Source organism: Actinokineospora alba, from assembly GCF_004362515.1.
In the GTDB taxonomy this organism is placed as follows: domain Bacteria; phylum Actinomycetota; class Actinomycetes; order Mycobacteriales; family Pseudonocardiaceae; genus Actinokineospora; species Actinokineospora alba.
On record NZ_SNXU01000001.1, the window covers coordinates 971544 to 994642 of the forward strand.

Genomic DNA, 23099 nt, shown 5'->3' on the forward strand with positions numbered 1-23099 from the left:
TGCACAACATTTCACTTGTCCTGCCTAGTTGTCTCAGGCAACGTAATCGCTGTCGAGCAGGGGGAGGAAGCCAGTGATCAGCGGTGGCCGGGCGACGTTGGTGCGGATGGGCCTGTTGGCCCTGCTCTGGGGATCGAGCTTCCTGTGGATCAAGCTCGCGCTGACCGGCCTGTCACCCATGCAGATCGCGGTGACGCGGTGCGCCCTGGGCGCGATCGTGGTGCTCGTCCTCTGCTACTCGCAGCGGCACCGGCTGCCCACCGACCGCACGGTGTGGGCGCACCTGGTGTTCGCGGCGTTCTTCGGCAACGCGCTGCCGTTCGTGCTGTTCGCGGTCGGTGAGCGGACCGTCGACACCGGTATCGCGGGGGTGCTGAACGCGACGACCCCGCTGTGGGCGCTGCTGATCGGCATCGTCATCGGCTCCGAGCGCGGCAACCTGGGCCCGGTGCGCCTCGGCGGTCTGCTGCTCGGCTTCGTCGGGACGCTGCTGATCTTCGCGCCGTGGGAGAAGGCGGGCGTGGCCAGCTGGGACGCCCTGGCGATCCTGGGCGCGGCCGTGAGCTACGCGGTCAGCTACGCCTACATCGGCCGCAAGATCTCCGGCCGCGGCACGGCTCCGATCGCGCTGTCGGCGGCCCAACTGGTCACCGCGACCGGTCTGACCGCCGTCGCCGTGCCGGTCGGCGGACTGCAGCCGGTCGACCTCAACGCCACGGCCCTGATCGCGGTGGGCATCCTCGGGGTGTTCGGCACCGGCTTCGCGTTCGCGCTCAACTACCGGCTGATCGCCGACGTGGGCGCGACGAACGCCACCACGGTCGGCTATCTGCTGCCGGTCGTCTCCGTGCTGCTGGGCGCGGTCGCGCTCGGCGAGCAGATCACGCCGCGGGTGGTCGCGGGCATGGTCGTGGTGCTGATCGGTGTGGGAATGACGCGCTGGCAACGCAAGCCGGCGTTGGTCCCGGTCGCACCGGTTCCCGCGCTCGCGACTTAGTCCCACTCCCAGCGGATGCCGAAGCGGCCGGGGCCGAAGTCGTTGGCCAGGGCGTGCACGGACCCCTCGGCGTCCAACGTCAGGACGCGGGGGCGTTCGTGGCCGTCGACCACCGTGTAGTGCACGCACTTGCTGGGCAGCGCCGACGGATCGAACCGGATCTCCAGCAGCAGTTCCTTCACCGGCAGCCTGCACCGGCGTTCGTACATGACCGACTGCGGCTGCGGTGGCGGGTTGTCGAGCGCGTGCTCGGTAAGGATCGTCTCCCCGCGCGCGAGCGGTTTGGGGAAGACCAGTTCGGTGACGCTCAGGCCCGCTTCGAGATCGACGCTGACCGTGCCGATCCGGCAGTTCCAGACCGCGCGCGTCACCGGGAGCGGGGTGCCGGGCTCGTCGACCTCGAAGATCCCCACCCACCGGTCGACGCCGTCCTCCTCGGCGCGCAGCACCTGGCGGATCGACTGGGTGCGTTCGGTGCGGTCCGGGCCGATCTCGACGCGGTCGTGCAGGCTGACCCGGCTCAGCCGGGTGTCCCAGCTCGTGTCGACGTCGGTCAGCACGTTGTTCAGCGGCTCGGGCCACAGCTCGCCGAAGCCGATCACCTCCCGGGTGGCCGCACGGCCGCGGGGCCTGGGCGCCCCCAACAAGCTGATAAGCGCGCCCGCGTCCAGCTCCAAGACCTGCTCTAGGTGTCCGACAGCGACGAGGGACGACTGGCGTTCGGGCTGGCTGCGGCCGGACTGCCAGTAGCTCAGGGTGGCGACGCTGACCGGCGTGCCGCGCTCCCGCAGCCGGTCGCGGATCCGCTCCATGCTGATTCCGCGAGCCCGGATCGCCTCACGAAGGGCGGTGGCGAAGGCGGAGTCACTCACCAGCACACGTTAACCGTCGCGTCCATGGCCCGAAAAGCGGTCAGACGAGCCTTCGGTCGGACGCCCAGCGGGACAGCTCGTAGCGGTTCGACAGCTGCGTCTTACGCAGGACGCTGGACACGTGGGTCTCCACTGTCTTCACCGAGATGAACAGCTCCGCGGCGATCTCCTTGTAGGCGTAGCCGCGGGCCAACAGGCGCAGCACGTCGCGTTCGCGCGGGGTCAGCAGGTCGAGTTCCGGGTCGCTGATCGGCGCCGCGCCCGGGCGGTCGGCGAAGGCGTCGAGGACGAAGCCTGCCAGCCGCGGGGAGAACACCGCGTCGCCGTCGGCGACCCGCACGACCGCCTTGGCGAGTTCCTGGCTGGAGATCGTCTTGGTCACGTAGCCGCGGGCACCCGCGCGGATCACCGCGATGACGTCCTCGGCGGCGTCGGACACCGACAGCGCGAGGAACACCACGTCGGGGGTGGCCTTGCGGGACTGGCGCAGCACCTCGGCGCCCCCGCCGTCGGGCATGTGCACGTCGAGCAGGACCACGTCGGGCTTGAGGTGGCCGATCCCGGCGACGGCCTCGCCGACCGTGCCCGCCTCGCCGACCACCTCGATGTCGTCGGTGATCGTGTCGAGTTCGGCGCGCACACCCGCCCGGAACATGCTGTGGTCGTCCACCAGGAACACGCGCACGGGCTGGCGGGACTGGGTCTCTTCGGTCATGTGGTCACCTTCGCGCGCGGCATGTTGAGCTGGACCTCGGTGCCGTCCCCGGGCGCGGTTCGCAGCCGGATCTCACCACCGTTGCGTTCCATCCTGCCCCTGATCGAGTCGGCGAGCCCATGCCGGTCATCGGGAACGGTGTCCGGGTCGAACCCGTTGCCCCGGTCGCGGACGAACACGGTGACCGTCTCGGGCTCGACCTCGGCGTAGACCGACACCTCGGCGACCCCGGCGTGCTTGGCCGCGTTGACCATCGCCTCCCGGGCCGCCATGACCACGGCCACCAGGCGCTCGTCGAGTTCGCAGTCGCCGACGACGACATGGCTGACCTTGATCGCGAAGGTGTCCTCCACCTCGCCCGCCGCGCGCGCGACGGCGTCGGAGAGCGTGCCGTGGGCCAGGCCGTCGACCGCGCGGCCGTAGCCGGACGGGCCGTAGAGCCAGCTGCGCAGCTGCCGCTCCTGGCCGCGGGCCAGCCGCAGGACCTCGCGCGGGGCCTCCGCCTGCTTCTGGATCAGGGCGAGGGTCTGCAGCACGGAGTCGTGCAGGTGTGCGGCGATCTCGGCGCGCTCCTCGGTGCGGATGCGGGCCCGCCGCTCCTCGCCGAGGTCGCGGACCAGCTTGAGCCACCACGGGACGGTCAGCACACCGACGCCGATCAGGGCGGCGAGCACCGCGAGCAGGGTGAACTGCACCTGGTTGAGGCCGATGCTGCTGATCAGGAACAGCACGATGCCGGTGATCACCAGGGTCGCGCCGGTCAGCACCCGGAACAGCGCGGGCCTGCCACCGGCGCCGAGCAGGGCGCCCTTGGCCCGGCGGCGCTGCGACTGGTCGGCCTCCCGCCAGACGACGGCGGCGCCGACGAGGGCGACCCCGATGCCGCCCGCGACCCAGCCGCTGACGACACCGGACAGCGTGCCCGCGCCGACGGTGAGGCCGGCGCCGAGCGCGATCAGGCCGTAGGCCTGCTGGCGTTCCCTGGTCGAGATGGACCGAGCGTCGTCAGGCTGCTGCGGCGCGAAGATCCAGAGCAGGCCATACGCGAGCACGCCCGCGCCGCCGAGCGAGGCGAGCAGGGCGAAGGCGATCCGCACCCACAGCACGTCGACGCCGAGGTGGTCGGCGACACCGCCCGCGACGCCCGCGACCGCGCGCCCGGACCGGCGGCGATGCAGCCGGACCTGGTCCGGCACCGCCACCGTGTTCGACTGAGCCCGCTGCTGGTCCGCGTCGACCTCCTCGAGGATCTGTGCTTCCACACCAAGAATGCTCACATGCGCAAGCCAGGGCCACATCGGGGATCCACCCTGAAGCCGAAGTCAGGGTCGTTCCCGGATGTGCGGGGCCCGGCCCGGCGGCCATGCTTTCCCTTGTGAGTGGCGAATCGACTAAAGCGCACAGCGCACCGAGCGTGGAGGACACGCTCAAAGACTTCTGGGCGACCCGCCCTCGGCGGCCTCGACAGGGCCGCAAGGTGGCGGGCGTCGCCGCGGGCATCGGCGCCCGATACGGCATCGATCCGGTCATCGTCCGGGTGGCCTTCGTGGTCGCGACCTTCTATGGCGGGGCGGGCGTGCTCGCCTACCTGCTCGGCTGGCTGTTCCTGGCCGAGGAGGACGACGAGGCCTCCCCCATCGAGGCGCTCGCGGGGCACGGCCGCAGCTCCAGTTCGGCGGCGTTCACCGTGGCGCTCTGCGTGGCGATGTTCCCGGCGTTCTGGTGGTTCTTCGACCGCGACTTCAGCGGGTTCATCGCCGTCGCGCTCATCGGCGGGTCGCTGTTCCTGCTGCACCGGCACCGGTCGCACCTGGGTGCCGCCCGGCCCCCGGCCACGGCGCAGACGTCGGAGATGGAGACGGGCCCGACCGTTGTGTGGGATCCGATCAACCCCGGTTACGAGGCACAGCAGCAGCAGCAGCAGCCGCCCGCCTGGGATCCGCTGGGCGCCGCGCCGTTCGCGTGGGACCTGCCGGAGCCGAGCCTGCGCGAGCCCGACCCGCAGCCGCCCGCGCCGCGCAGGCGGCGGTCCAAGGTCGGCTTGGTGACCATGGCGTTCGTGCTGCTCGCGGTCGGCGTCGGGGTGATCCTCGGGCCGGACACCGGTGGCTGGCTGACCTTCCAGCACGGGATCGGCGTGGTCCTGGGAATTCTCGGCCTCGGCTTGGTGGCCGGTGCGTTCAGCGGCGGCGGTCGGGGGCTGATCGGGCTGGCGGTTCCGCTGGCCGCGATGGGCATCGCGATGACCATCGTCTGGCCCACCGGGATCACCGCGGAGGGCGTCGGCGACGTGGACGACAGGCCGCTGACCATCGAGCAGGTGAAGAACAGCTACCAGCGCAACCTGGGCTCGGTGAACCTGGACCTGCGGGAGCTGCCCACGAGCGGCGAGGTGAAGACGAAGGCGAAGGTCGACGTCGGCGACGTGACGGTGATCGTGCCGGAGACGGCGGACGTCACGGTGAAGTGCTCCGCCGGAGTGGGCTCGGTGAAGTGCCTGAACGAGGAGCGCAACGGTCCGGATTCGAAGGTCACCACCGTCGATCTGGGACCTGACGGCAAGGGTGGTCTGGTCATCGAGCTCGACGCGATCGTCAGTGGACCGGGAAGCGTGGAGGTGCGTCGTGGCTGAGCAGTCATGCGGGAAGCGGTTTGACCCATTGGCCCTGATCGCCGGGATCGCCACGCTGCTGGTGTCGGCGTTCGTGCTGACCGACGGCGCCATCTGGAACGCCCTGCCGGACGCGCGGTGGCTCATCGCGGGAGTTGCGGTCCTCGGCGGGCTGACGCTGCTGCTGGGATCGACCATGCGGGGCAAGAACCGTCATGGGTCGAGTGAGTAATGCCGTGCGACAGAGATTGTCGGTGCCTGCCGCTAGCGTCTTCGATGGCGGCGAAAACCAAGCCACTGGTCCCGTGACTGGAATCTTGTCGTTTCGAAATCTGTCGGCTGCCGGTTCGGGTGTCCCGTCCGGCAGCTACGTCGCCCGGAGTGGCCGGGAGACGCAAAACGGACGTGGAGGCGATGTCAGCCCTGGCCTGGCCAGGCAATCGCCTGTGAAGCGTCTACCCCGCACCGGGCGACCGGGTAAGGCGAGGACCGCCCGCTGGTAACGGTGGGCTGCGAGCGGTGAGCTCACCAGACTTCACTCACTTCGCAACGGCAAGAACAAGTAGGCGGACAGATAGCCACTCACACGCGAACGGCCCGGTCTCACGACCGGGCCGTTCGACGTTCTACTCCCACTCGATGGTGCCCGGCGGCTTGCTCGTCACGTCGAGCACGACCCGGTTGACCTCGGCAACCTCGTTGGTGATGCGGGTCGACACGCGCTCCAGGACGTCGTAGGGCAGGCGCGTCCAGTCGGCGGTCATCGCGTCCTCGCTCGACACCGGGCGCAGCACGACCGGGTGGCCGTAGGTGCGCCCGTCGCCCTGGACGCCGACGCTGCGGACGTCGGCGAGCAGCACGACCGGGCACTGCCAGATGTCGCGGTCGAGACCGGCGGCGGTGAGTTCCTCGCGGGCGATCGCGTCGGCCGACCGCAGGATCTCCAGGTTCGTGGCGTTGACCTCGCCGATGATCCGGATGCCCAGGCCCGGCCCGGGGAACGGCTGGCGGTGCACGATCGTCTCGGGCAGGCCCAGCTCGAGTCCGACCCGGCGGACCTCGTCCTTGAACAGCGCGCGCAGCGGCTCGACCAGCTCGAAGTCGAGGTCGTCGGGCAGGCCGCCGACGTTGTGGTGGCTCTTGATGTTGGCCGCGCCCGCGCCGCCGCCGGACTCGACGACGTCGGGGTAGAGGGTGCCCTGGACCAGGAAGCGGTACTTGTCGCCGCCCGCCTCGGCCTGCAGGTCGAGCTCGGCCTGCTCAAAGACCCGGATGAACTCGCGGCCGATGATCTTGCGCTTCTCCTCGGGGTCGGTGACCCCGGCCAGCGCGTCGAGGAAGCGCTCGCGGGCGTCGACCGTGACCAGCCGGACGCCGGTCGCGGTGACGTAGTCGCGCTCGACCTGGGCGCGCTCCCCCGCGCGAAGCAGACCGTGGTCGACGAAGACGCAGGTCAGCCGGTCGCCGATGGCGCGGTGGACCAGGGCCGCGGCGACCGCGGAGTCCACGCCGCCGGACAGGCCGCAGATCGCCTTGCCGTCGCCGACCTGCTCGCGGATGCGCGCGACCTGCTCCTCGACGATCGACGACGTCGTCCACTGTGGACGGACACCGGCGATGTCGTGCAGGAAGCGGCGAAGAACCTCTTGGCCGTGCGGGGAGTGCGCGACCTCCGGGTGGTACTGCACGCCCGCGAAGCGGCGCTCGACGTTCTCGAACGCGGCCACGGGGGCGCCCTCGGAGGACGCGGTGACGGTGAAGCCCTCGGGGGCCTTGGTCACGCAGTCGCCGTGGCTCATCCACACCGGGTGGCGCGCGGGCAGGTCGTCATGGAGTTCACCGCCGGTCGCGTTGAGGTCGGTGCGGCCGAACTCGCGGGTGCCGGTGTGCTCGACGGTGCCGCCGAGCGCGCCCGCCATGGCCTGGAAGCCGTAGCAGATGCCGAAGACGGGGACGCCCGCCTCGAACAGGGCCGGGTCGACCTTGGGGGCGCCCTCGGCGTAGACGCTCGACGGGCCGCCGGACAGGACGATGGCGGCGGGGTTCTTCGCGAGCATCTCGTCGACGGTCGCGGTGTGCGGGACGACCTCGGAGTAGACCTGGGCCTCGCGGACCCGGCGGGCGATCAGCTGCGCGTACTGCGCGCCGAAGTCGACCACCAGAACGGGTCGGGTGTCAGTCATTGGCTACCTTCCGTCAGTTGCCGGAAGCCGGGAAGGGGTTGTGGAACCTTCTCGGCACACAGCAAGCAGCACTGTGTGCCGACCGGTCCCTCCCTGGGTTTCTCTCCCGGAGATGCCTGCCTGCGCACCGTGCCGCGCAGGTTTTCCGTGGCGCTCGAACCAGACCCGCCCCTGGTAGGAGCGGCGGAACCCTAGCCACCATCGTCGGTCAGCCACGGCCATCGTAGCTTGGCGAGCCTCGGGCAGGGCTCGGGCCTACGGTTGTGACATGACCACGCGCGACATCACAGACGACGATGACGGGGATGTCATCTCGGCCAAGCCGCGCCCGTTCTGGGTGGCGGGCAGGCCGGAGAGCAGCGGACAGACCCTCGAGGTGCACCACCCGTACGACGGCACCGACGTGGCGACGGTGTCCGTGCCGGACGCCGACCAGGTCGAGCGCGCGATCGCGGCGGCGGCGGCCGTGGTGAAGGAATTCCGGTCCACCCCGGCGCATGTGCGCGCCGCCGCGCTGGACCACGTGTCCCGGACGCTGGCCGAGCGGTCGGAGGAGATCGCCGAGACGATCACCGCGGAGAACGGCAAGCCGCTGAAGTGGGCGGAGATCGAGGTCGCGCGGGCGGTGTCGACGTTCCGCTTCGCCGCGGAGGAGGCGCGCCGGTTCGTCGGCGACCTGCAGCGACTCGACACCGACGCGAACGGCGAGGGCAGGCTGGGCCTGATCCGGCGGCGGCCGCGCGGGCCGGTGCTGGCGGTGGCGCCGTTCAACTTCCCGCTGAACCTGGTCGCGCACAAGGTCGCGCCCGCGTTGGCCGTCGGCTCGCCGGTGATCATCAATCCCGCGTCGGCGACGCCGCTGTCGGCTCTGCTGCTCGGGGAGATCCTGGCGGAGACGGATCTGCCCGCCGGGGCGTTCTCCGTGCTGCCGGTTCGCGGGTCGGAGATGTCGGCGCTGGTGGAGGACCCGCGGCTGCCGGTGATCTCGTTCACCGGGTCGACCAAGGTCGGCTGGGGAATCATGCGGTCGGCGCCGCGCAAGCACGTGGTGATGGAGTTGGGGAGCAACAGCGCGGCGATCATCTGCCCGGACTGGACCGACCTCGACCACGCGGCGAAGCGGATCGCGCTGTTCGGCAACTACCAGGGCGGGCAGTCGTGCATCGCGGTGCAGCGGGTGATCGTGCACCGGGACCTGGCCGACGCCTTCGTGCCCAAGCTCGTCGACGCCGTGTCCGGGCTGCGCACCGGGGACCCGCACGACCCGGAGGTCGAGGTCGGGCCGGTCATCGACGAGGACAACGCCGCGCGGGTCACCGACTGGATCGCCGAGGCCGTCTCGGCGGGCGGCCGGGTGCTGACCGGCGGCAACCGCAAGGGGACGACGATCGAGCCGACAGTGCTGATCGATGTGCCTGCCACGGCCAAGGTGAGCTGCGAAGAGGTGTTCGGGCCGGTGCTGGTGGTGTCGGTCGTGAACTCGGTGGACGAGGCGTTCGAGTTGGCCAACGGCACGGAGTACGGGCTGCAGGCGGGCGTGTTCACGTCCGACCTGCGGGTGGCGTTCCGGGCGGCGGCGGAGCTTGAGGTGGGCGGCGTGGTCATCGGCGACGTGCCGTCCTACCGGGCCGACCAGATGCCGTACGGCGGGGTCAAGGGCTCCGGCACCGGGCGCGAAGGCGTGCGGTCGGCGATGGACGACTACACCGAGGACCAGACGATGGTGCTGTCCGGGATTGATCTTTAGGCGCGGTGTATCGACTGGGCGAAGGTGAAGACCCGGTCGGGGTCGTACTGGTGGGCGACTGCGCGCAGGCGGCTCAGGTTGGCGCCGTAGTAGAGGACGCCCCAGTCGGGCATGGCCGCCTCGATGTAGTTGACGTACCCGCCGCGTGCGCCGAGCTTGCCCACGCCGTCGCGCACTTCGGCGACGGCCCGGGCGGCCGTTTCCTGCCCGTCTGGGGTGGCCTTCTGGTAGATCTGCGCGGTCGCCAGGGCGTCGCGGTGTGGGAAGGCGGTGTCGGCGGGTTTGACCGCGCTCACTGCGCCGCCGAGGGAGTCGAGCAGCATGTCCAGGTCGACGCGGCCCTGGAGGAGGTTGGTCAGCCCGGCGGGGTCGCTGATCGGCTTGGTGAGGATGCGGGAGGACGCGACGAACGCCTCCCGCGGCTGGGCTTCGGGCGCGCAGGAGCGGTTGGTGCAGCCACCGAAGTAGCGCATCGCGTCCAGGTAGCGGCGCTGACCGACCATCCGGTTCGTCGGACGGGTGCCGGCGGCCCTGACCAGGGTGTCGAGCAGCTGGTTGAGGGTCGCCTGGGAGCCGACAAAAGCGCCGCCGACCCTCGCGTGCGGCGGGGAGCCGCCGGCGATGATGCAGTTGGACCACAGGTCGACCGGCGCCTGCGCCACCCAGTTCTGCCACGCCCCGACGACCGCGGGGGCGGCCCCGGCGGGGAAGGTGAGCTGGAAGACGACCAGGTCGGGCGCGGGGTCGGTGGCGAAGGTGAACGACGTGACGATGCCGAAGTTGCCGCCACCGCCGCCGCGCAAGGCCCAGAACAGGTCCGGGTCGGCGTCGGCGCTGACGTCGCGGAGCACGCCGTCGGCCGTGACGACTTGGATCGCGGTCAGCTTGTCGCAGGTCAGACCGTATTTGCGGGACAACACCCCGACGCCGCCGCCGAGGGTCAGCCCGGCGATGCCGACGGAGGGACACGACCCGGCCGGGATGCAGCGGCCCGCCTGGGCGAGGGCGGTGTAGACGTCGAACAGCCGCGCGCCCGCGCCGATGGTGGCGGTCGTGCCCTGGAGGTCGACCTTGTTCATGCCTTTGAGGTCGACGACGAGGCCGGAGTCGGGGACGGAGTAGCCGGCGTAGCTGTGGCCGCCGCAGCGGGCGGCGATGGGGAGGTGGGACTGGCGGGCCAGCTCCACGCAGGCCTGGACTTGCTCGGGAGTCTGGACGGTGGCGACCGCGACGGGCTGTTTGCGGTCGAAGAAGGTGTTGTAGGAACGGCGGGCCGTGTCGTAGTCGGGGGCACCGGGTTGGCTCAGGGCCGCGACTTTGCGCCTGAGTCCTTCCCAATCGGGAGGTGTCGCCGTTGGTCCAGCCGTGGACGTTGTGGTGGTCGGGGTCGGGGGGTTAGCGGGTGGTTGGGTGGCTGGTTTGGAGCAGGCGGCGGTCGCTGCTCCCACCCCGGCAGCCCAGAAAAGCGTGCGCCTGTTGATCCCCAAACCGGGCACCTCCCGGTGCGATTGCACCATTTGGTGGGTGGTGGTGCTAGTTGGTGGGGTTTCGGCTTCTTACGGACCGAGCCATGCGGGTGTCCGGCGGCCTGAGCGGTCGGGTGCCTGTTTGGGTGGTTCAGCCATCACTTTCTCGGCTCGCCCGGGCGTCACCGTCACGGGCAGCCGAGCCCTCACCGCCAAAGTTCCCCCGGCCGTCACCGTCACGGGCGTGCGGCCTCCTGGTCTGCCCATCCGCAGGCGCGGCGGAGGGCGTTGGGTAACGCTGCGGCGGTGGTTTCGGTGAGGGTGGCGGCCAGGTAGCCGTCGGGGCGGACTAGTGCCAGGCCCGCTGGGGCTAGGTCGAGGGCGACCGCTGCTTCTGGGGACAGGCGGACCACCTTCGTCCCGGGGACCGAATCGGGGATGGTCGGGGTGGCGGCTTTCGGGCCGAGTAGCACCGTGAAGGTGGGGCCGAAAGTGGCGCGTAGGCGTGTTTCGCCGAGTTGGAAGTCGGGGCAGAGGACGCCGGGGATGGGTGGGCGGGGGGTGCTCGGTTCCGTGGGGAAGGCCGTGGTGTCGGCACCGGGGGTGGTCAGTGGGGAATCCAGGTACCAGAAGGGTTCCGAGAGCTTGCCGGAGTTGATCTCGGCTCGGGCCGCCGGGTCGTGGATGCTTCGTTCCAGGACGTCCCTACGGCGGGCGCGTTCGGTGTCGTCGGCGGGGACCAGGAAGCGCATGGTGGTGGCGGTCACGGCTAGGTTCTCGTCGGCGGCGGCGCCGCGTTCGGTGTCGTAGGTGGCGGGGAGGGCGGGGCCCGCCCAGCCGGACCGGACGGCGGCGATCTTCCAGGCCGCGTTCTCGGCGTCGGCGAGGCCGGAGTTCATGCCGCGGGCCCCGAACGGGCTCATGACATGGGCGGCGTCGCCCGCCATGAACACCCGGTCGACCCGCATCCGGGGGACGCGGCGCTGGTGGAAGCGGTAGACCGACGCCCAGAGCAGGTCGTAGGCCGTGTTCTCACCGATGATCTGGCGGACCCTGGCGTGCAGGCCGCCGTTCTCCCGTTCGGTCTCGAGGTCGAAGTCCTCCGGGACCTGCCAGTCGATGCGCCACACCGAGTCGGGCTGCGGGTGCAGCAGCACCTGCCTGCCCGGGTTCCACTCCGGGTCGAAGTAGAAGCGGCGCTCGGGGACCGGGAAATCGAGCTTGGCGCGGATATCGGTGATCAGGAACCTGTCGTTGAACGAGCGGCCTTCGAAGGGGAGTCCCAGCAGTTCGCGCAACGTGGAGCGGGAGCCGTCGGCGGCGATGCAGTGGGTGCCGCGGACTTCGTGCCTGCCGGTCGCGGTGTCGACTGAGAGGCTCACGCCGTCGTCGTCCTGGGTGAGGGCGGCGACGGTGTTGCCGTAGCGCACGTCGATCAGGGGTTCTTGTTCGGCTTGGTCTTCGAGGAGTTGCTCGACGATGTTCTGTGGGGTGTTCACGAACGGCGGGAACAGGCCGGGCGGCGTCTCGGGGAACGTCATGACGACGACCTCGTGCTCCCGGTAGAACATCCGGCCCGAGTACCAGGTGACTCCGGCGTCGACGACCTTCCGGCCGACGCCCGCGCGCTCCAGGATGTCGAGGATGTCGCGCTGGACGCAGATGGCTCGGCTGCCGATGAGTGTCCGGGTGGGCCTGGACTCCAGGACGATGCTGGGAATGCCCTGGCGCGCAAGGAGAATCGCGCTCGTCAGGCCGACCGGCCCGGCGCCGACGATGAGGACCGGGTCGCTCACGTCTGCCCCTGCAGGCTCGCCCAGACCTCACGGTCACGCTCGGCGGTCCACACGACCGGCCAGTCGATGCCGTCGAGTTCGTCCCAGTAGCGCTGGACGTCGAAGGGCAGGCAGTGCTCGAAGATCGGCCACCGGCCGTACTCGGGTTCGAGCGCGGCGTGGGTGGCGGTGAACGCCTCGGCGACGGTTCCCTTGCGGCGGTGGACTTCGCCGACGATGCGGCGCAGTTCGTCGAGGAAGTGCCTGCTCTGCGCGATGGCGGCGTCGACAGCGGCCCGCCCTTGGGCGACCTCGCCGCGACCACCGACGACGGTCTCGGCGCCGAAAGCGGCCACAGTGTCCAAAGTGGACGTCGCCCAGTCGTCGTGGAAGGCGTCGCCGGTGTAGAGGGCGGCGTGGGACTCGACCAGGTCGCCCGCGAACAGGATCTTGTGCTTCGGCAGCCAGGCGACGATGTCGCCCGCGGTGTGGCCGCGGCCGCAGTAGGCGAGGACGAGGTCGCCCCGGTCGCCGCCGAGCGGGATGGTCAGCCGGTCGGTGAAGGTGATCGTCGGCCAAGTGAGCCCGGGGATGCTCTCGGGCTCCTCGAACAGCCGCGGCATCCGCCCGAACTCACTGGCCCAGTCGGCTTCCCCGCGCTCGGCGATCAGCTTCCGCGTGACCTCGTGCGCCACGATCTCCTGGGCGTCGAACGCGCTGGCGCCGAGGGTGCGGACGGCGTGGTAGTGGCTCAGGACCAGGTACCGGACCGGCTTGTCGGTCCGTTCGCGGAGTTGGTCGAGCCAGCGGCGGGCCGCCACGGGGGTCGCCCGGGCCTCGAAGCACACCAGGAAGTCTTCGCCCTCGACGGCGCAGACGTTCGGGTCTCCCTCGGCCGTGAGCGCGTAGACGCCGTCGGCGAGATCGGTGAACGTCTCGACCTTTTGTCGCAGGTCCGCACTGGACGCGAATGCCTTTGTCACATCTCCACAGTGCCACCCGCGGGCGTCCGGCAAAAGATCCTCTGCCGCGCCTGTGGACAACTCCAAGGTCACCGCAAGCCGGAGAGGCCCTCGTTCACCTCGGAGGCGCTGAACGCCGCCGCGTCGAAGTCGGCGGCCTCGTCGAGCCCGAGCCAGTCGATCCGGTCCGCGTGGTCCGCATGAGTGGGGTCGGCGAGGATCTCAAGGAGGTCGGCGTATCCCCACATGCCGCCGCAGTCCTCGGGCGGAGCCGCCCGGCGACCTCCCGTGCACCGCGGCAGCGTGCCTGCCTTGCCGGGTTCGAGCACCTTCTCGACCACGATCTCGTGGTCCCAGGCGTCACCGAAGTCGTAGAGGTAGCCGAGCTTGCTCCCTGCTCCGGGCGCCACCTGTTCCAGCGTCACCGAACGCGACGACTGGTGGCCGACCTCGGGGTCGGCGTTTCCGAAGTCGCCGAACGGTGTCTCGAACACGTGCAGATGGGAGTCGTCCCAGTCGAACGCGATCTGGATGACCTGGTGCAGTCGGGGCAGCGGGATGTCAGCGGGAACTTCGAGGCGTCGCCAAATCGGCGGCTTCGCCCCGCGCAACCCGACCTTGAGCTGGTACACCGGGGCGGGACCCGCGGCCTTGGTCCGCTTCTTCAACAGCTTCGGCGGTTTCGGCCGGGGCATCACCGGACCGGGGTCGGCCTCACTGTGCGGTGGCTTCGGCTTGTCCGGCGCGGGCAACGCCTTCATCCGAGCCCGCACAATGGCGGCCAGGACCGCGTAGGGCGGGCCGTCTTCGTTGATCTCCACGGGCTCCTTGCCCGCGGCCGCGTCTTCCTCGTCGTGGACAGCACGCGCGTCCAGAGCCGCCTCGACCCGCCACCTGAACTCGGCCGAATCCAGCGGTTCGCGCGAATGCTCGGACTCGATCATGGCCAGCATCCGCGGAATGCCTTCGCCGTCGACGAGGAAGATCTCGGACGCCTCGCCGCAGTCGAACTCATCCACGGCGATGACTACTCCGTGCGAACGCCCCGCGCGCCGGAACAACGCGGCGAGCACGGTGTCGCCTTCACCAGGCTCGAATACCCAGCACTCCGTCGCGGTCACCGGCGCCCGCAGGTCGTCGACCCAGCCCGGTTTCGGTGAACCCGACTCGATCAACCGGTCGGCGGCCAGCCACGCGGCCCGCGTGACCGGCTCGTCGGAGACCGACCCGAGCGCGGCGAGCAGCGCGACCGCACCCGCACCCGACCGGGCCTCGATATCCGGGATCAGGCCTTCCACCAGGGCTTCGCCGAACGCGACCGGGTCCGCGCCGCCGACCGCGGTCATGCCGGCGCCGAACAGTTCCGCGTCGATCGGATCTTCGGCGTCGAACAGGTCGGCGCCACCGGCGATCAAGCTGTCGAGCACCGGCCCGTCGAGCTCCAGGGTGGTGCAGGCGGGACAGTCACAGGGCTCAGGCTCACCTGACCACAGCACTGCCGGCCGGGTGCCTTTGCCCTTGTTCTTGCGCTTGCGTCCACGGCTGACAGGGCTCATGGAACGTGATTATCCTGACCGGCTCGAACTACGGCTAACGCCGGTCCACAGGTTGCGAAACCGGGTTCTGGATCAGCCGTGCCTTGAACCCGCCGTGCACTCGGCCGTCAGCGCACGTCCACGATCTTGAGCCGCAGCGCGCCCGGGGCCTCGGCGGGGACGGCCGGGTTCACCGGCGGAACCGGCTTGATCCGCTGGTAGCCCGCCTCCTGCGCCGGACGCGGGTCCGCCTCGCCCTTGTTGGGCCAGAACGAGAACGCGCGCTCGGACTGGGCGGCGATCGTCAGCGACGGGTTCACACCCAGGTTGGCCGTGATGGCGGCCCCATCGACCACCGAGATTCCCGGGTAGTTGAAAACCCGGTGGTACGGGTCGATGACGCCGCGGGATTCGTCGTCGGCGATGGCGCAGCCGCCGATGAAGTGGGCGGTCAGCGGGATGTTGAAGACCTCGCCCCAGGTTCCGCCCGCGGTGCCGCCGATGTGCTTGGCGGTCAGCTCGTTGGCGACCTGGCCAGCCGGGATGTAAGTCGGGTTGGGCTCGCCGTGGCCCTGCTTCGAGGTGTACTTCCGCCTGCCGAACAAGCCGGGCTTGGTGTACGTGGTGATCGAGTTGTCGAGGCTCTGCATCACCAGCAGGATCACGGTCCGCTCGCTCCAGCGGTACCCCTGCAGCAGGCCCATCGACTTGATCGGGTGCCGCACGAGGAACCGGACGGCCTGGCGCCACCGGGGCACGGTCGAGCCGCCGTCGGTGGCGATGGTCTGCATCAGGCTCATCGCGTTGCTGCCCTTGCCGTACCGCACGGGCTCGATGTGGGTGATCTCGTCCGGGTGGATCGACGACGTGATCGCGACACCGGAGCTGTAGTTGTTCGACGGGTCGACCTTGTTGCGCGCCGCTCCGATGATGGATTCGGAGTTGGTCCTCGTCAGCTCGCCCAGCTTCGGCGAGAGCTTGGGCAGTGCGCCCTTGTCGCGCATGCTGTGGAGGAGGTTCTGGGTGCCCCAGGTGCCGGCGGCGAGCACGACCTTGCCCGCGGTGATGGTCCGGCGGCCCTTCCTGATGCGCTTGCCGGTCGCGTGCACGTCGACCTCGAACGTCCCGTCCTCGCGCTCACGCAAAGCGGTGACCGTGGTCAGCGGCAGCACCTCGGCGCCGCCCTTCTCCGCCAGGTACAGGTAGTTCTTGACCAGCGTGTTCTTCGCGCCGACGCGGCAGCCGGTCATGCAGGAGCCGCACTCGGTGCAGCCGGTGCGCTCGGGGCCCGCGCCGCCGAAGTACGGGTCGGCGGCCTTCTCCCCCGCCTCGCCGAAGTACACGCCGACCGGTGTCGGGTGGTAGCTGTCGGCCACGCCCATGTCGGCGGCGACCTTCTGCATGACCTCGTCCGACGGCGTCACCGTCGGGTTGGTGACCACGCCGAGCATCCGCGACGCCTGGTCATAGTGCGGCGCCAGCTCCGACTCCCAGTCGGTGATGTCAGCCCACTGGCGGTCGTTGTAGAACGGCTTGAGCGGCTTGTACAGCGTGTTCGCGTACACCAGCGACCCACCGCCGACACCCGACCCGGCCAGCACGACGACATCCTTGAGCAGGTGGATCCGCTGGATGCCGTAACACCCGACCGCGGGCGCCCAGAGGTATTTGCGCACGTCCCACGAGGTCTTGGCGAACTCGTCGTCGGCGAAGCGGCGGCCCGCCTCGATCACCGCGACCCGGTACCCCTTCTCGGTGAGACGCAGCGCGGCCACGCTGCCGCCGAAGCCCGAACCGACGACAACGACATCGAAGTCCGGGTTGTTACCGGTGAGTTGCGTAGCCATATGCAGAGATTAAGGGGCTGAACAGCAAGTGGCCAGAGTCTGACCCAAGATTTCCTGTGACTGTGGGTAACAGTCAGCTTTCCTTGAGGTCAGAGCGCAAAACTCCGTACAGGACCACGTCCCTGCGGACTCCTCCGCGAAGCTGCGCGCCGCGCACGACGCCCTCGCGGAGGAACCCCGCCCGCTCCAGCACCGCGCACGCGGCCACGTTGTCGACGTCGGTGGCCGCCTCGACCCGGTCGAGGTCGGTCGTGGCGAACAGATGCCGGACCAGCAGCCGCACCGAGGTCGCGCCCACTCCTCGACCCCGGGCGGCGGGCAGCAGCATGATGCCCAGATTCCAGGCGCCGCACGCGCGCGTGCGGCCCCACCCGGTCTCGTGCCAGCTCAACACCCCGAGGAGCTCGCCGGTCTCGGCGTCGAGCACCGAGACCCGCGACAACCCCACGGGCGGCGCCTTCGGCCGGTCGTCCGGGTCGACGTCGAAAGCGCCGTCGCTCGCCTCGGCCATGGCGACCATGTCCGAGTCGAGCTGGTCGGCCAGGACGACCCGGCCGACCGCCGCGACGACCTTCCTCACGAGCGGACCGTCAGACCGACCTTCTGGAATTCCTTGAGGTCCGAGTAGCCGGTCTTCGCCATCGCGCGACGCAGCGCGCCGAACAGGTTGACCACGCCGTCCGGGTCCGACGACGGCCCGAACAGCAGGGTCTTCAGGTCGACCGGCTCGCGGTAGTTGACCCGCTCCACGCTGCTGCGCGGCAGCGACGGGTGCGCGGCCGCCGGAGTCCAGTACAGGCCCTTGGCGGGCGCCTCGCTCGCCATGCCCAGCGGCGCGCCCAGCATGACCGCGTCCGCGCCGCAGCCGATGGCCTTGGCGATGTCGCCGCTGGTGTAGATCCCGCCGTCGGCGACGACGTGCACGTAGCGGCCGCCGGTCTCGTCGAGGTAATCACGGCGCGCGGCCGCGGCGTCGACGATCGCGGTCGCCATCGGCACCCCGATGCCCAGCGAGCTGTCGGTCGTGGTGACCCCGCCGGAGTCGCCGTAGCCGACGATCACGCCCGCCGCGCCGGTCCGCATCAGGTGCATCGCGGTGCGGTAGTCGTGCACACCGCCCGCGATGACCGGGATGTCGAGATCGGCGATGAAGTCCTTGAGGTTGAGCGGCTCCTCGGTCTCCTCGCGGGCCACGTGCTCGGCCGAGATGATCGTGCCCTGCACGATGAGGATCTCGACCCCGGCCGCGACCAGGTGCGGGGTGAGCTCCGCGGCGTGCTGCGGGCTGACCCGCGCCGCGACCGTGACCCCCGACTCGCGGACCTGCTTGATCGCCTCGGTGATCAGGTCGAGCTGCAGCGGGGCGGCGTGCAGCTCCTGCAGCATGCCGACCAGGCCAGGGTCGCCGTCGTCGTCGGAGTCGGCGGCCTCGACCAGCTTCGCCAGCACCTTCTCGGCGCCCGCGTGGCGCGCCCAGATGCCCTCGGCGTTGATCACGCCCAGCCCGCCCTGCTTACCGACCGCCACCGCCATCGCGGGCGAGACGATCGCGTCCGTCGGGTGGGTCATCAGCGGGATGTCGAACCGGTAGGCATCGATCTGCCACGCGGTGGAGACGTCCTTGGACGACCGGGTGCGCCGCGAGGGCACGATCTCGACCTCGTCGAGCCCGTAGGCCCGCCGGGCGGTCCGACCCATGCCGATGTCGACAAGATCCCGCACTTGGGTGTTCCTCTCAGTGCACTGGCTAGCGAGTGGTGTAGTTCGGCGCTTCGACAGTCATGGTGACGTCGTGCGGGTGGCTCTCCTTGAGGCCCGCGGCGGTGATCCGGATGAGCTGCGCCTGCTGCAGTTCGGCGATGGTGCGCGAACCGGTGTAACCCATGCCCGCGCGCAGCCCGCCGATGAGCTGGTGCACGACGCTCGAGAGCGGCCCGCGGAACGGGATGCGGCCCTCGATGCCCTCGGGCACCAGCTTGTCCTCGGCGAGCACGTCGTCCTGGGCGTAGCGGTCCTTGGAGTAGGACCGGGCCTCACCACGGGACTGCATGGCGCCCAGCGAGCCCATGCCGCGGTAGCTCTTGAACTGCTTGCCGTTGACGAGGATCAGCTCGCCCGGCGACTCGGCGGTGCCCGCGAGCAGGCTGCCGAGCATGACGGCGCTGGCGCCCGCGGCGATCGCCTTGGCGATGTCGCCGGAGTGCTGGATGCCGCCGTCGCCGATCACCGGGACCTTGGCCGACGCGCACGCCTGGGCGGCCTCGTAGATGGCCGTGATCTGCGGGACGCCGACACCCGCGACGACGCGGGTGGTGCAGATCGAGCCGGGGCCGACGCCGACCTTGACGCCGTCGGCGCCCGCGTCGATGAGCGCCTGCGCGCCCGCGCGGGTCGCCACGTTGCCGCCGACCACGTCGACCGCGTCGCCGAGTTCCTTCTTCAGCCGGGTCACGATGTCGAGGACCGCGCGGGAGTGGCCGTGCGCGGTGTCGACCATCAGGACGTCGACACCGGCGTCGAACAGGGTCATCGCGCGCTTGTAGCCGTCGTCGCCGACGCCCACCGCCGCGCCGCAGATGAGCCTGCCGTCCGGGTCCTTCGTCGCGTTCGGGTACTGCTCGGTCTTGACGAAGTCCTTGACCGTGATCAGGCCGCGCAGCTTGCCCTCGCCGTCGATGATCGGCAGCTTCTCCACCTTGTGCCTGCGCAGCAGGCCCAGCGCGGCCTCCGCCGACACCCCGACCTGGGCGCTGACCAGCGGACCCTTGGTCATGACCTCGCTGACCAGGCGGGTGTGGTCGACCTCGAAGCGCATGTCGCGGTTGGTGATGATGCCGACGAGCGTGCCCTCGGCGTCGGTCACCGGCAGGCCGGAGATCCGGTAGCGCGCGCACATCGAGTCGACCTCGGCGAGCGTGTCGTTCGGGGAGCAAGTGACCGGGTCGGTGACCATGCCCGCCTCGGACCGCTTGACCGTTTCAGCCGCGCGCGCCTGCTCCTCGATCGACAGGTTGCGCTGCAGGATGCCGATGCCGCCCTGCCGGGCCATCGCGATCGCCATGCGGGCCTCGGTGACGGTGTCCATCGCGGCCGAGGCGAGCGGGATGCGCAGCGTGACATTGCGCGAAATCCGGGTTCCCGTGTCCACCGTGCTCGGGATCACATCCGACTGTGCGGGCTGGAGCAGGACATCGTCGAAGGTGAGGCCCAGGGTGGCGAACTTGTGGGGGACTCCGTCAGCGTTGAGCTCGCTGGTCATGGTGGGTGACGGACCTTCCTGCATGGCTGGCGGACCCGGTGGCCGGACCGGGGGTTCGGGGGTGGCCTGCGGCCGCGCGGCGGGGTCGCTCGGGGTCGCGAAGTGCACGGTTCCACCATGGTATCCGGGCGCGGGCGCGGGTTGGCCCGGTACCGTGCGTGGTCGTGCCGCATGACGCAGTTCCGCCGAGCCCCTTCCCGGGTGGTCCGTGGGATGACAGACCCTCCGGGGCGCTCCCGCCGGACCCGTTCGCGGGCGATCCCGACGACCCGGCCCGCGCGCTGGACGAGCCGCAGGAGGAGTCGGGGACGCCGATGTCCGGTGAAGAGCGGGTCGAGCTCCTCGACGACCTGGCCGACCTCGCGGTCTACCAGGCGCTCCTGCAGCCGCGTGGCGTGCGCGGGATCGTCGTGGACTGCGGCGAGTGCCAGGAGCCGCACTTCCACGACTGGGCGCTGCTCGCGGCCAGCCTCGAACAGCTGCTCAACGACGGCCGGATGCGGCCGCACGAGCCCGCGTTCGACCCGGACCCCGACGCGTACGTGAGCTGGGAGTACTGCCGCGGCTACGCCGATGGCGTCACCGCTTCGGAGACCGCGCACTGAGCTGACCAACGCAGAAGGCCCCCGCCGGATCGGCGGGGGCCTTCTGTTCAGCTGGTCACGGGGTGGTGAGCGGAGGGTCGGCCTGCGTGCCGCCCTGACCGGTGTTCGGGATGGGCCCGCCGCTGCCGCCGTCGGTGGTCGCGGGATCCGAGCGGGGCTCGGTCTGCGGCTCGGTGACCGACGTCGTCGGCGCCTCGGTGGTGCTCGACGGCGCGCTCGGGGTCGTGGACGGCGGCGAACTCGGCGAGGAGGGCTCAGGCGTGGTCGTCTCGGTGGTCGGCACGGCACTCGACGGCGCGGCCGTGGTCGGGTTGGCCGACGGCGGCGGCGCGGCCTCGTTGGCCGGGCTGCCGGGCAGCTGGGAGACCAGGTCGCTGTGCAGCGCCGCGAGGTCGGCCTGGCCGTCCTCCGACGACACCGACGGCAGGCCCTTCTGGGCCTCGTCGAGCTTGTCCTTGGCTTCGGCGAGCTTGCCCTCGGCCAGTGCGGTCTGGGCGATGCTCAGGTCCTGGCGGACCGACGCGGCGGCCTCGACCGAGCGGGCGTGGTCGGCGTAGAGGACGCGGGTCAGGCCCCAGAGGGTGTCGCCCGGCTGGGCGTCCTTGGCGGCGAGACCGGCGCCGGTGAAGGCGATGGCGAGGACCGCGGCGGCCGCGGCGAACGGCACCAGCAGCCGCGGCCTGCGCCTGCTGCGGGCCTTGGCGGCGATGACGGTGGCGACGGCGTACTTGGTGTCGACGAGCTCCTTGATGGGCTCGGCGTCGACGTCGTCGCGCCAGGACGACAGCAGCGCGGCGAGCTCGTCGTCGCGGACACCCGCCTCGTCGGGGACCTCACCGCGGATCGCGGCGCCGAGCGCGTCGAGGAAGGCGTCGTCGGCGTGCACGAGCGAGAAGTCGACGGCGTCGTCATCGAAGTCGGAGGCGTCGAGCCTGCCGAACGGGTCGCGGTCCGGCCCGTTCAGGTCGAAGTCGTCGCCGAACCGCAGACCGAAGTCGACCGGAACGACGGTGCCGTGCTCTGGGTTCTGGGAGCGGGGCAGGGTGAGTTCTGCCTCGTCGTCACGACGTCTGTCGTGTTTGCCCTGGTCGGACACTCAGACCACCTCCTCCGCTGACAATGTCTTGCGCAGCCGGGCCAGCGCCCGGTGTTGGGCCACCCGGACAGCGCCCGGGGTGGAGCCCACGGCCTCGGCGGTCTCTTCCGCCGAGAGGCCGACCACGACGCGCAGCACTACGATCTCACGCTGCTTGTCGGGCAGGACACGCAGTAGATCACTCATCCGCCTGCTGAGTTCTCCCTGCATGGCTCGCTGTTCGGGGCCCGCGTCGAGCTCAGGCTCGTCTGGCACGTCGGCGACGGGCTCGGCGCGGTTTCGCGCGGAGGCCCGATGGGCGTCGGCCACCTTGTGCGCCGCGATCCCGTAGACGAACGCGAGGAATGGCCGACCTTGGTCGCGGTAGCCAGGCAGTGCCGTCAACACCGCGAGACACACCTCCTGGGCCACGTCGTCCGCCGAGGCGAACGAGCGTTCCTGCCTTCCGACACGGGCACGGCAATAGCGCACTACGAGGGGCCGAACGGACGTGAGGACTCGTCCGATCGCCTGAGGGTCGCCCTCGACGGCAGCGCTTACCGAAGCGTCCAGTCCGTCCCCCAATGTGGTCATCGCAGATTGCAGCCTTGGCGTTACTAGTGCGGTCGATTGATGGACACGGTCCAAGGCACTCACCTCAGTGCGTCGGCACCCACGGTACCGCCCGGTGCCGGGGGTTCCCGGAGTGGGCAGCGTCACGGTCACGGAAAACACGGCGAGCCGTGCGTGCCCGTATTGCCACGGGCACGCACGGCTCGCCGCCGACACTGGCTTACGACACCAGGCCGCGCCTGAATCCGTGGGCGACCGCCTGGGCGCGGTCACGGACACCCAGCTTGCGGAACAACCGCCGCGCGTGGGTCTTCACGGTGTCTTCGGACAGGTACAGCTCGCGGCCGATCTGTCCGTTGCTCTTGCCCTGGCTCATGCCGCGAAGAACCTGCAGTTCGCGGTCGGTGAGCTGGACGCCCGGGTCGGAAGGCTGCCGCGGGGCGGGCACCGACGTGCTGGCGAGCGTGTGGGCGAGGGCGGCCACAAGCTCCGGACGCGAGGCGTCCCAGCGGAGGTATCCGCGGGCGCCACCCGCGATAGCGGCGGCGATGCTTCCCGCGTCGTCAGGCGCGCCGAAGACGATGACGTTAGCCTGCGGGTTCGCGGAGACGAGGCGTCGCGTTGCTTCCACACCGGTGGGCACGGCGCGCTGGGTACCGACGAGGACAACGTCCACCGGTTGCCTAGAGAAGCGGGCGAGCAACTCGTCACCGTGCGCTACGCAGTCGATGCGACTGACCCCTGGTACAGCGGACATGACACGGGTCAAACCCTCCCGCACGCTGCGTCGGTCATCGCAGATCAAGACCGTCGTCACGGGGACTCCTTCCTGCAGCCGAGTGACGTTCCAATTCCCCTATCGGACGCTGCGCGCCGA

Annotated in this window: 20 protein-coding genes; 5 read left to right on the forward strand and 15 right to left on the reverse strand. The window is 70.4% G+C overall.

Annotated elements, in window-relative coordinates:
• Nucleotides 1-73 precede the first annotated feature (73 nt).
• Entirely contained in the window at nt 74-997 is a 924-nt protein-coding gene (locus C8E96_RS04490; protein WP_407642601.1) for a DMT family transporter, read from the forward strand.
• On the opposite strand, the gene C8E96_RS04495 is transcribed toward C8E96_RS04490, so the two are convergent.
• From C8E96_RS04495 to C8E96_RS04505, 3 genes are read right to left on the reverse strand one after another with little or no spacing between them, the layout of a single operon-like run.
• Nucleotides 994-1869: an XRE family transcriptional regulator gene (locus C8E96_RS04495; protein WP_228770367.1), complete on the reverse strand. Its 876-nt coding sequence runs from the start codon at nt 1867-1869 to the stop codon at nt 994-996. The two genes, C8E96_RS04490 and C8E96_RS04495, sit on opposite strands and share 4 nt — an antisense overlap.
• Before the next feature lie 40 nt (nt 1870-1909).
• Nucleotides 1910-2584 (reverse strand): response regulator, encoded by a 675-nt coding sequence (locus C8E96_RS04500; RefSeq protein WP_091384129.1) that lies wholly within the window; start codon nt 2582-2584, stop codon nt 1910-1912.
• Nucleotides 2581-3861: an ATP-binding protein gene (locus C8E96_RS04505; protein ID WP_166658216.1), complete on the reverse strand. Its 1281-nt coding sequence runs from the start codon at nt 3859-3861 to the stop codon at nt 2581-2583. Before C8E96_RS04505 ends, C8E96_RS04500 begins: the two co-directional genes overlap by 4 nt.
• A 98-nt stretch (nt 3862-3959) precedes the next feature.
• On the opposite strand from C8E96_RS04505, the gene C8E96_RS04510 reads away from it, so the two are divergent.
• Nucleotides 3960-5216: a PspC domain-containing protein gene (locus C8E96_RS04510; protein ID WP_228770368.1), complete on the forward strand. Its 1257-nt coding sequence runs from the start codon at nt 3960-3962 to the stop codon at nt 5214-5216.
• Nucleotides 5209-5427 (forward strand): hypothetical protein, encoded by a 219-nt coding sequence (locus tag C8E96_RS04515; RefSeq protein ID WP_091384136.1) that lies wholly within the window; start codon nt 5209-5211, stop codon nt 5425-5427. The genes C8E96_RS04510 and C8E96_RS04515 overlap by 8 nt, the downstream gene beginning before the upstream one ends.
• 394 nt (nt 5428-5821) lie before the next feature.
• Here the strand turns inward: C8E96_RS04515 and guaA are convergent, their stop codons facing one another.
• Nucleotides 5822-7378: a glutamine-hydrolyzing GMP synthase gene (guaA, locus tag C8E96_RS04520; protein WP_091384137.1), complete on the reverse strand. Its 1557-nt coding sequence runs from the start codon at nt 7376-7378 to the stop codon at nt 5822-5824.
• Nucleotides 7379-7646: 268 nt separating this feature from the next.
• Between guaA and C8E96_RS04525 the strand changes: the two genes are divergently transcribed.
• Nucleotides 7647-9125: an aldehyde dehydrogenase family protein gene (locus tag C8E96_RS04525; RefSeq protein WP_091384138.1), complete on the forward strand. Its 1479-nt coding sequence runs from the start codon at nt 7647-7649 to the stop codon at nt 9123-9125.
• Here C8E96_RS04525 and C8E96_RS04530 read toward each other — a convergent pair.
• From C8E96_RS04530 to guaB, 8 genes are all read right to left on the reverse strand, one after another.
• Nucleotides 9122-10573, reverse strand: a complete 1452-nt coding sequence (locus C8E96_RS04530; RefSeq protein ID WP_324187057.1) for an FAD-binding oxidoreductase — start codon at nt 10571-10573, stop codon at nt 9122-9124. The genes C8E96_RS04525 and C8E96_RS04530 overlap by 4 nt on opposite strands.
• 254 nt (nt 10574-10827) lie before the next feature.
• Complete coding sequence (locus C8E96_RS04535; protein ID WP_091384141.1) at nt 10828-12387, reverse strand: FAD-dependent monooxygenase; 1560 nt, start codon at nt 12385-12387, stop codon at nt 10828-10830.
• Nucleotides 12384-13349 (reverse strand): MBL fold metallo-hydrolase, encoded by a 966-nt coding sequence (locus C8E96_RS04540; RefSeq protein WP_091384149.1) that lies wholly within the window; start codon nt 13347-13349, stop codon nt 12384-12386. The genes C8E96_RS04535 and C8E96_RS04540 overlap by 4 nt, the downstream gene beginning before the upstream one ends.
• A 68-nt stretch (nt 13350-13417) precedes the next feature.
• Nucleotides 13418-14884: a plasmid pRiA4b ORF-3 family protein gene (locus tag C8E96_RS04545; RefSeq protein WP_091384152.1), complete on the reverse strand. Its 1467-nt coding sequence runs from the start codon at nt 14882-14884 to the stop codon at nt 13418-13420.
• Nucleotides 14885-14991: 107 nt separating this feature from the next.
• Nucleotides 14992-16710 carry a GMC family oxidoreductase gene (locus C8E96_RS04550; RefSeq protein WP_091384155.1) on the reverse strand — a complete coding sequence of 573 codons (1719 nt, stop codon included), beginning with the start codon at nt 16708-16710 and terminating at the stop codon, nt 14992-14994.
• Between the two features lie 73 nt (nt 16711-16783).
• A complete protein-coding gene (locus C8E96_RS04555; protein WP_091384158.1) occupies nt 16784-17290 on the reverse strand; it encodes a GNAT family N-acetyltransferase in 507 nt (168 codons plus the stop codon).
• On the reverse strand, nt 17287-18432 hold the full coding sequence (locus tag C8E96_RS04560; protein ID WP_091384161.1) for a GuaB3 family IMP dehydrogenase-related protein: 1146 nt from the start codon (nt 18430-18432) through the stop codon (nt 17287-17289). The genes C8E96_RS04555 and C8E96_RS04560 overlap by 4 nt, the downstream gene beginning before the upstream one ends.
• Nucleotides 18433-18457: 25 nt before the next feature.
• Nucleotides 18458-19969, reverse strand: a complete 1512-nt coding sequence (guaB, locus tag C8E96_RS04565; protein WP_091384201.1) for an IMP dehydrogenase — start codon at nt 19967-19969, stop codon at nt 18458-18460.
• A gap of 164 nt (nt 19970-20133) precedes the next feature.
• On the opposite strand from guaB, the gene C8E96_RS04570 reads away from it, so the two are divergent.
• Nucleotides 20134-20574, forward strand: a complete 441-nt coding sequence (locus C8E96_RS04570; RefSeq protein ID WP_166657869.1) for a DUF5319 domain-containing protein — start codon at nt 20134-20136, stop codon at nt 20572-20574.
• 55 nt (nt 20575-20629) lie between these two features.
• Here the strand turns inward: C8E96_RS04570 and C8E96_RS04575 are convergent, their stop codons facing one another.
• From C8E96_RS04575 to C8E96_RS04585, 3 genes are all read right to left on the reverse strand, one after another.
• Nucleotides 20630-21670, reverse strand: a complete 1041-nt coding sequence (locus C8E96_RS04575) for an anti-sigma-D factor RsdA (protein WP_228770369.1) — start codon at nt 21668-21670, stop codon at nt 20630-20632.
• Nucleotides 21671-22243 carry a sigma-70 family RNA polymerase sigma factor gene (locus tag C8E96_RS04580; RefSeq protein WP_091384171.1) on the reverse strand — a complete coding sequence of 191 codons (573 nt, stop codon included), beginning with the start codon at nt 22241-22243 and terminating at the stop codon, nt 21671-21673.
• Between the two features lie 199 nt (nt 22244-22442).
• Complete coding sequence (locus C8E96_RS04585; protein WP_018682728.1) at nt 22443-23039, reverse strand: response regulator transcription factor; 597 nt, start codon at nt 23037-23039, stop codon at nt 22443-22445.
• Nucleotides 23040-23099 lie beyond the last annotated feature (60 nt).

What these genes read in the sequence shown, in the direction of transcription:
- guaB (WP_091384201.1), bottom strand. Translation starts at nt 19,969, where the DNA reads ATGACCAGCGAGCTCAACGCTGACGGAGTCCCCCACAAGTTCGCCACC.
- guaA (WP_091384137.1), bottom strand. Translation starts at nt 7,378, where the DNA reads ATGACTGACACCCGACCCGTTCTGGTGGTCGACTTCGGCGCGCAGTAC.
- C8E96_RS04500 (WP_091384129.1), bottom strand. Translation starts at nt 2,584, where the DNA reads ATGACCGAAGAGACCCAGTCCCGCCAGCCCGTGCGCGTGTTCCTGGTG.
- C8E96_RS04525 (WP_091384138.1), top strand. Translation starts at nt 7,647, where the DNA reads ATGACCACGCGCGACATCACAGACGACGATGACGGGGATGTCATCTCG.
- C8E96_RS04550 (WP_091384155.1), bottom strand. Translation starts at nt 16,710, where the DNA reads ATGGCTACGCAACTCACCGGTAACAACCCGGACTTCGATGTCGTTGTC.
- C8E96_RS04545 (WP_091384152.1), bottom strand. Translation starts at nt 14,884, where the DNA reads ATGAGCCCTGTCAGCCGTGGACGCAAGCGCAAGAACAAGGGCAAAGGC.
- C8E96_RS04580 (WP_091384171.1), bottom strand. Translation starts at nt 22,243, where the DNA reads ATGACCACATTGGGGGACGGACTGGACGCTTCGGTAAGCGCTGCCGTC.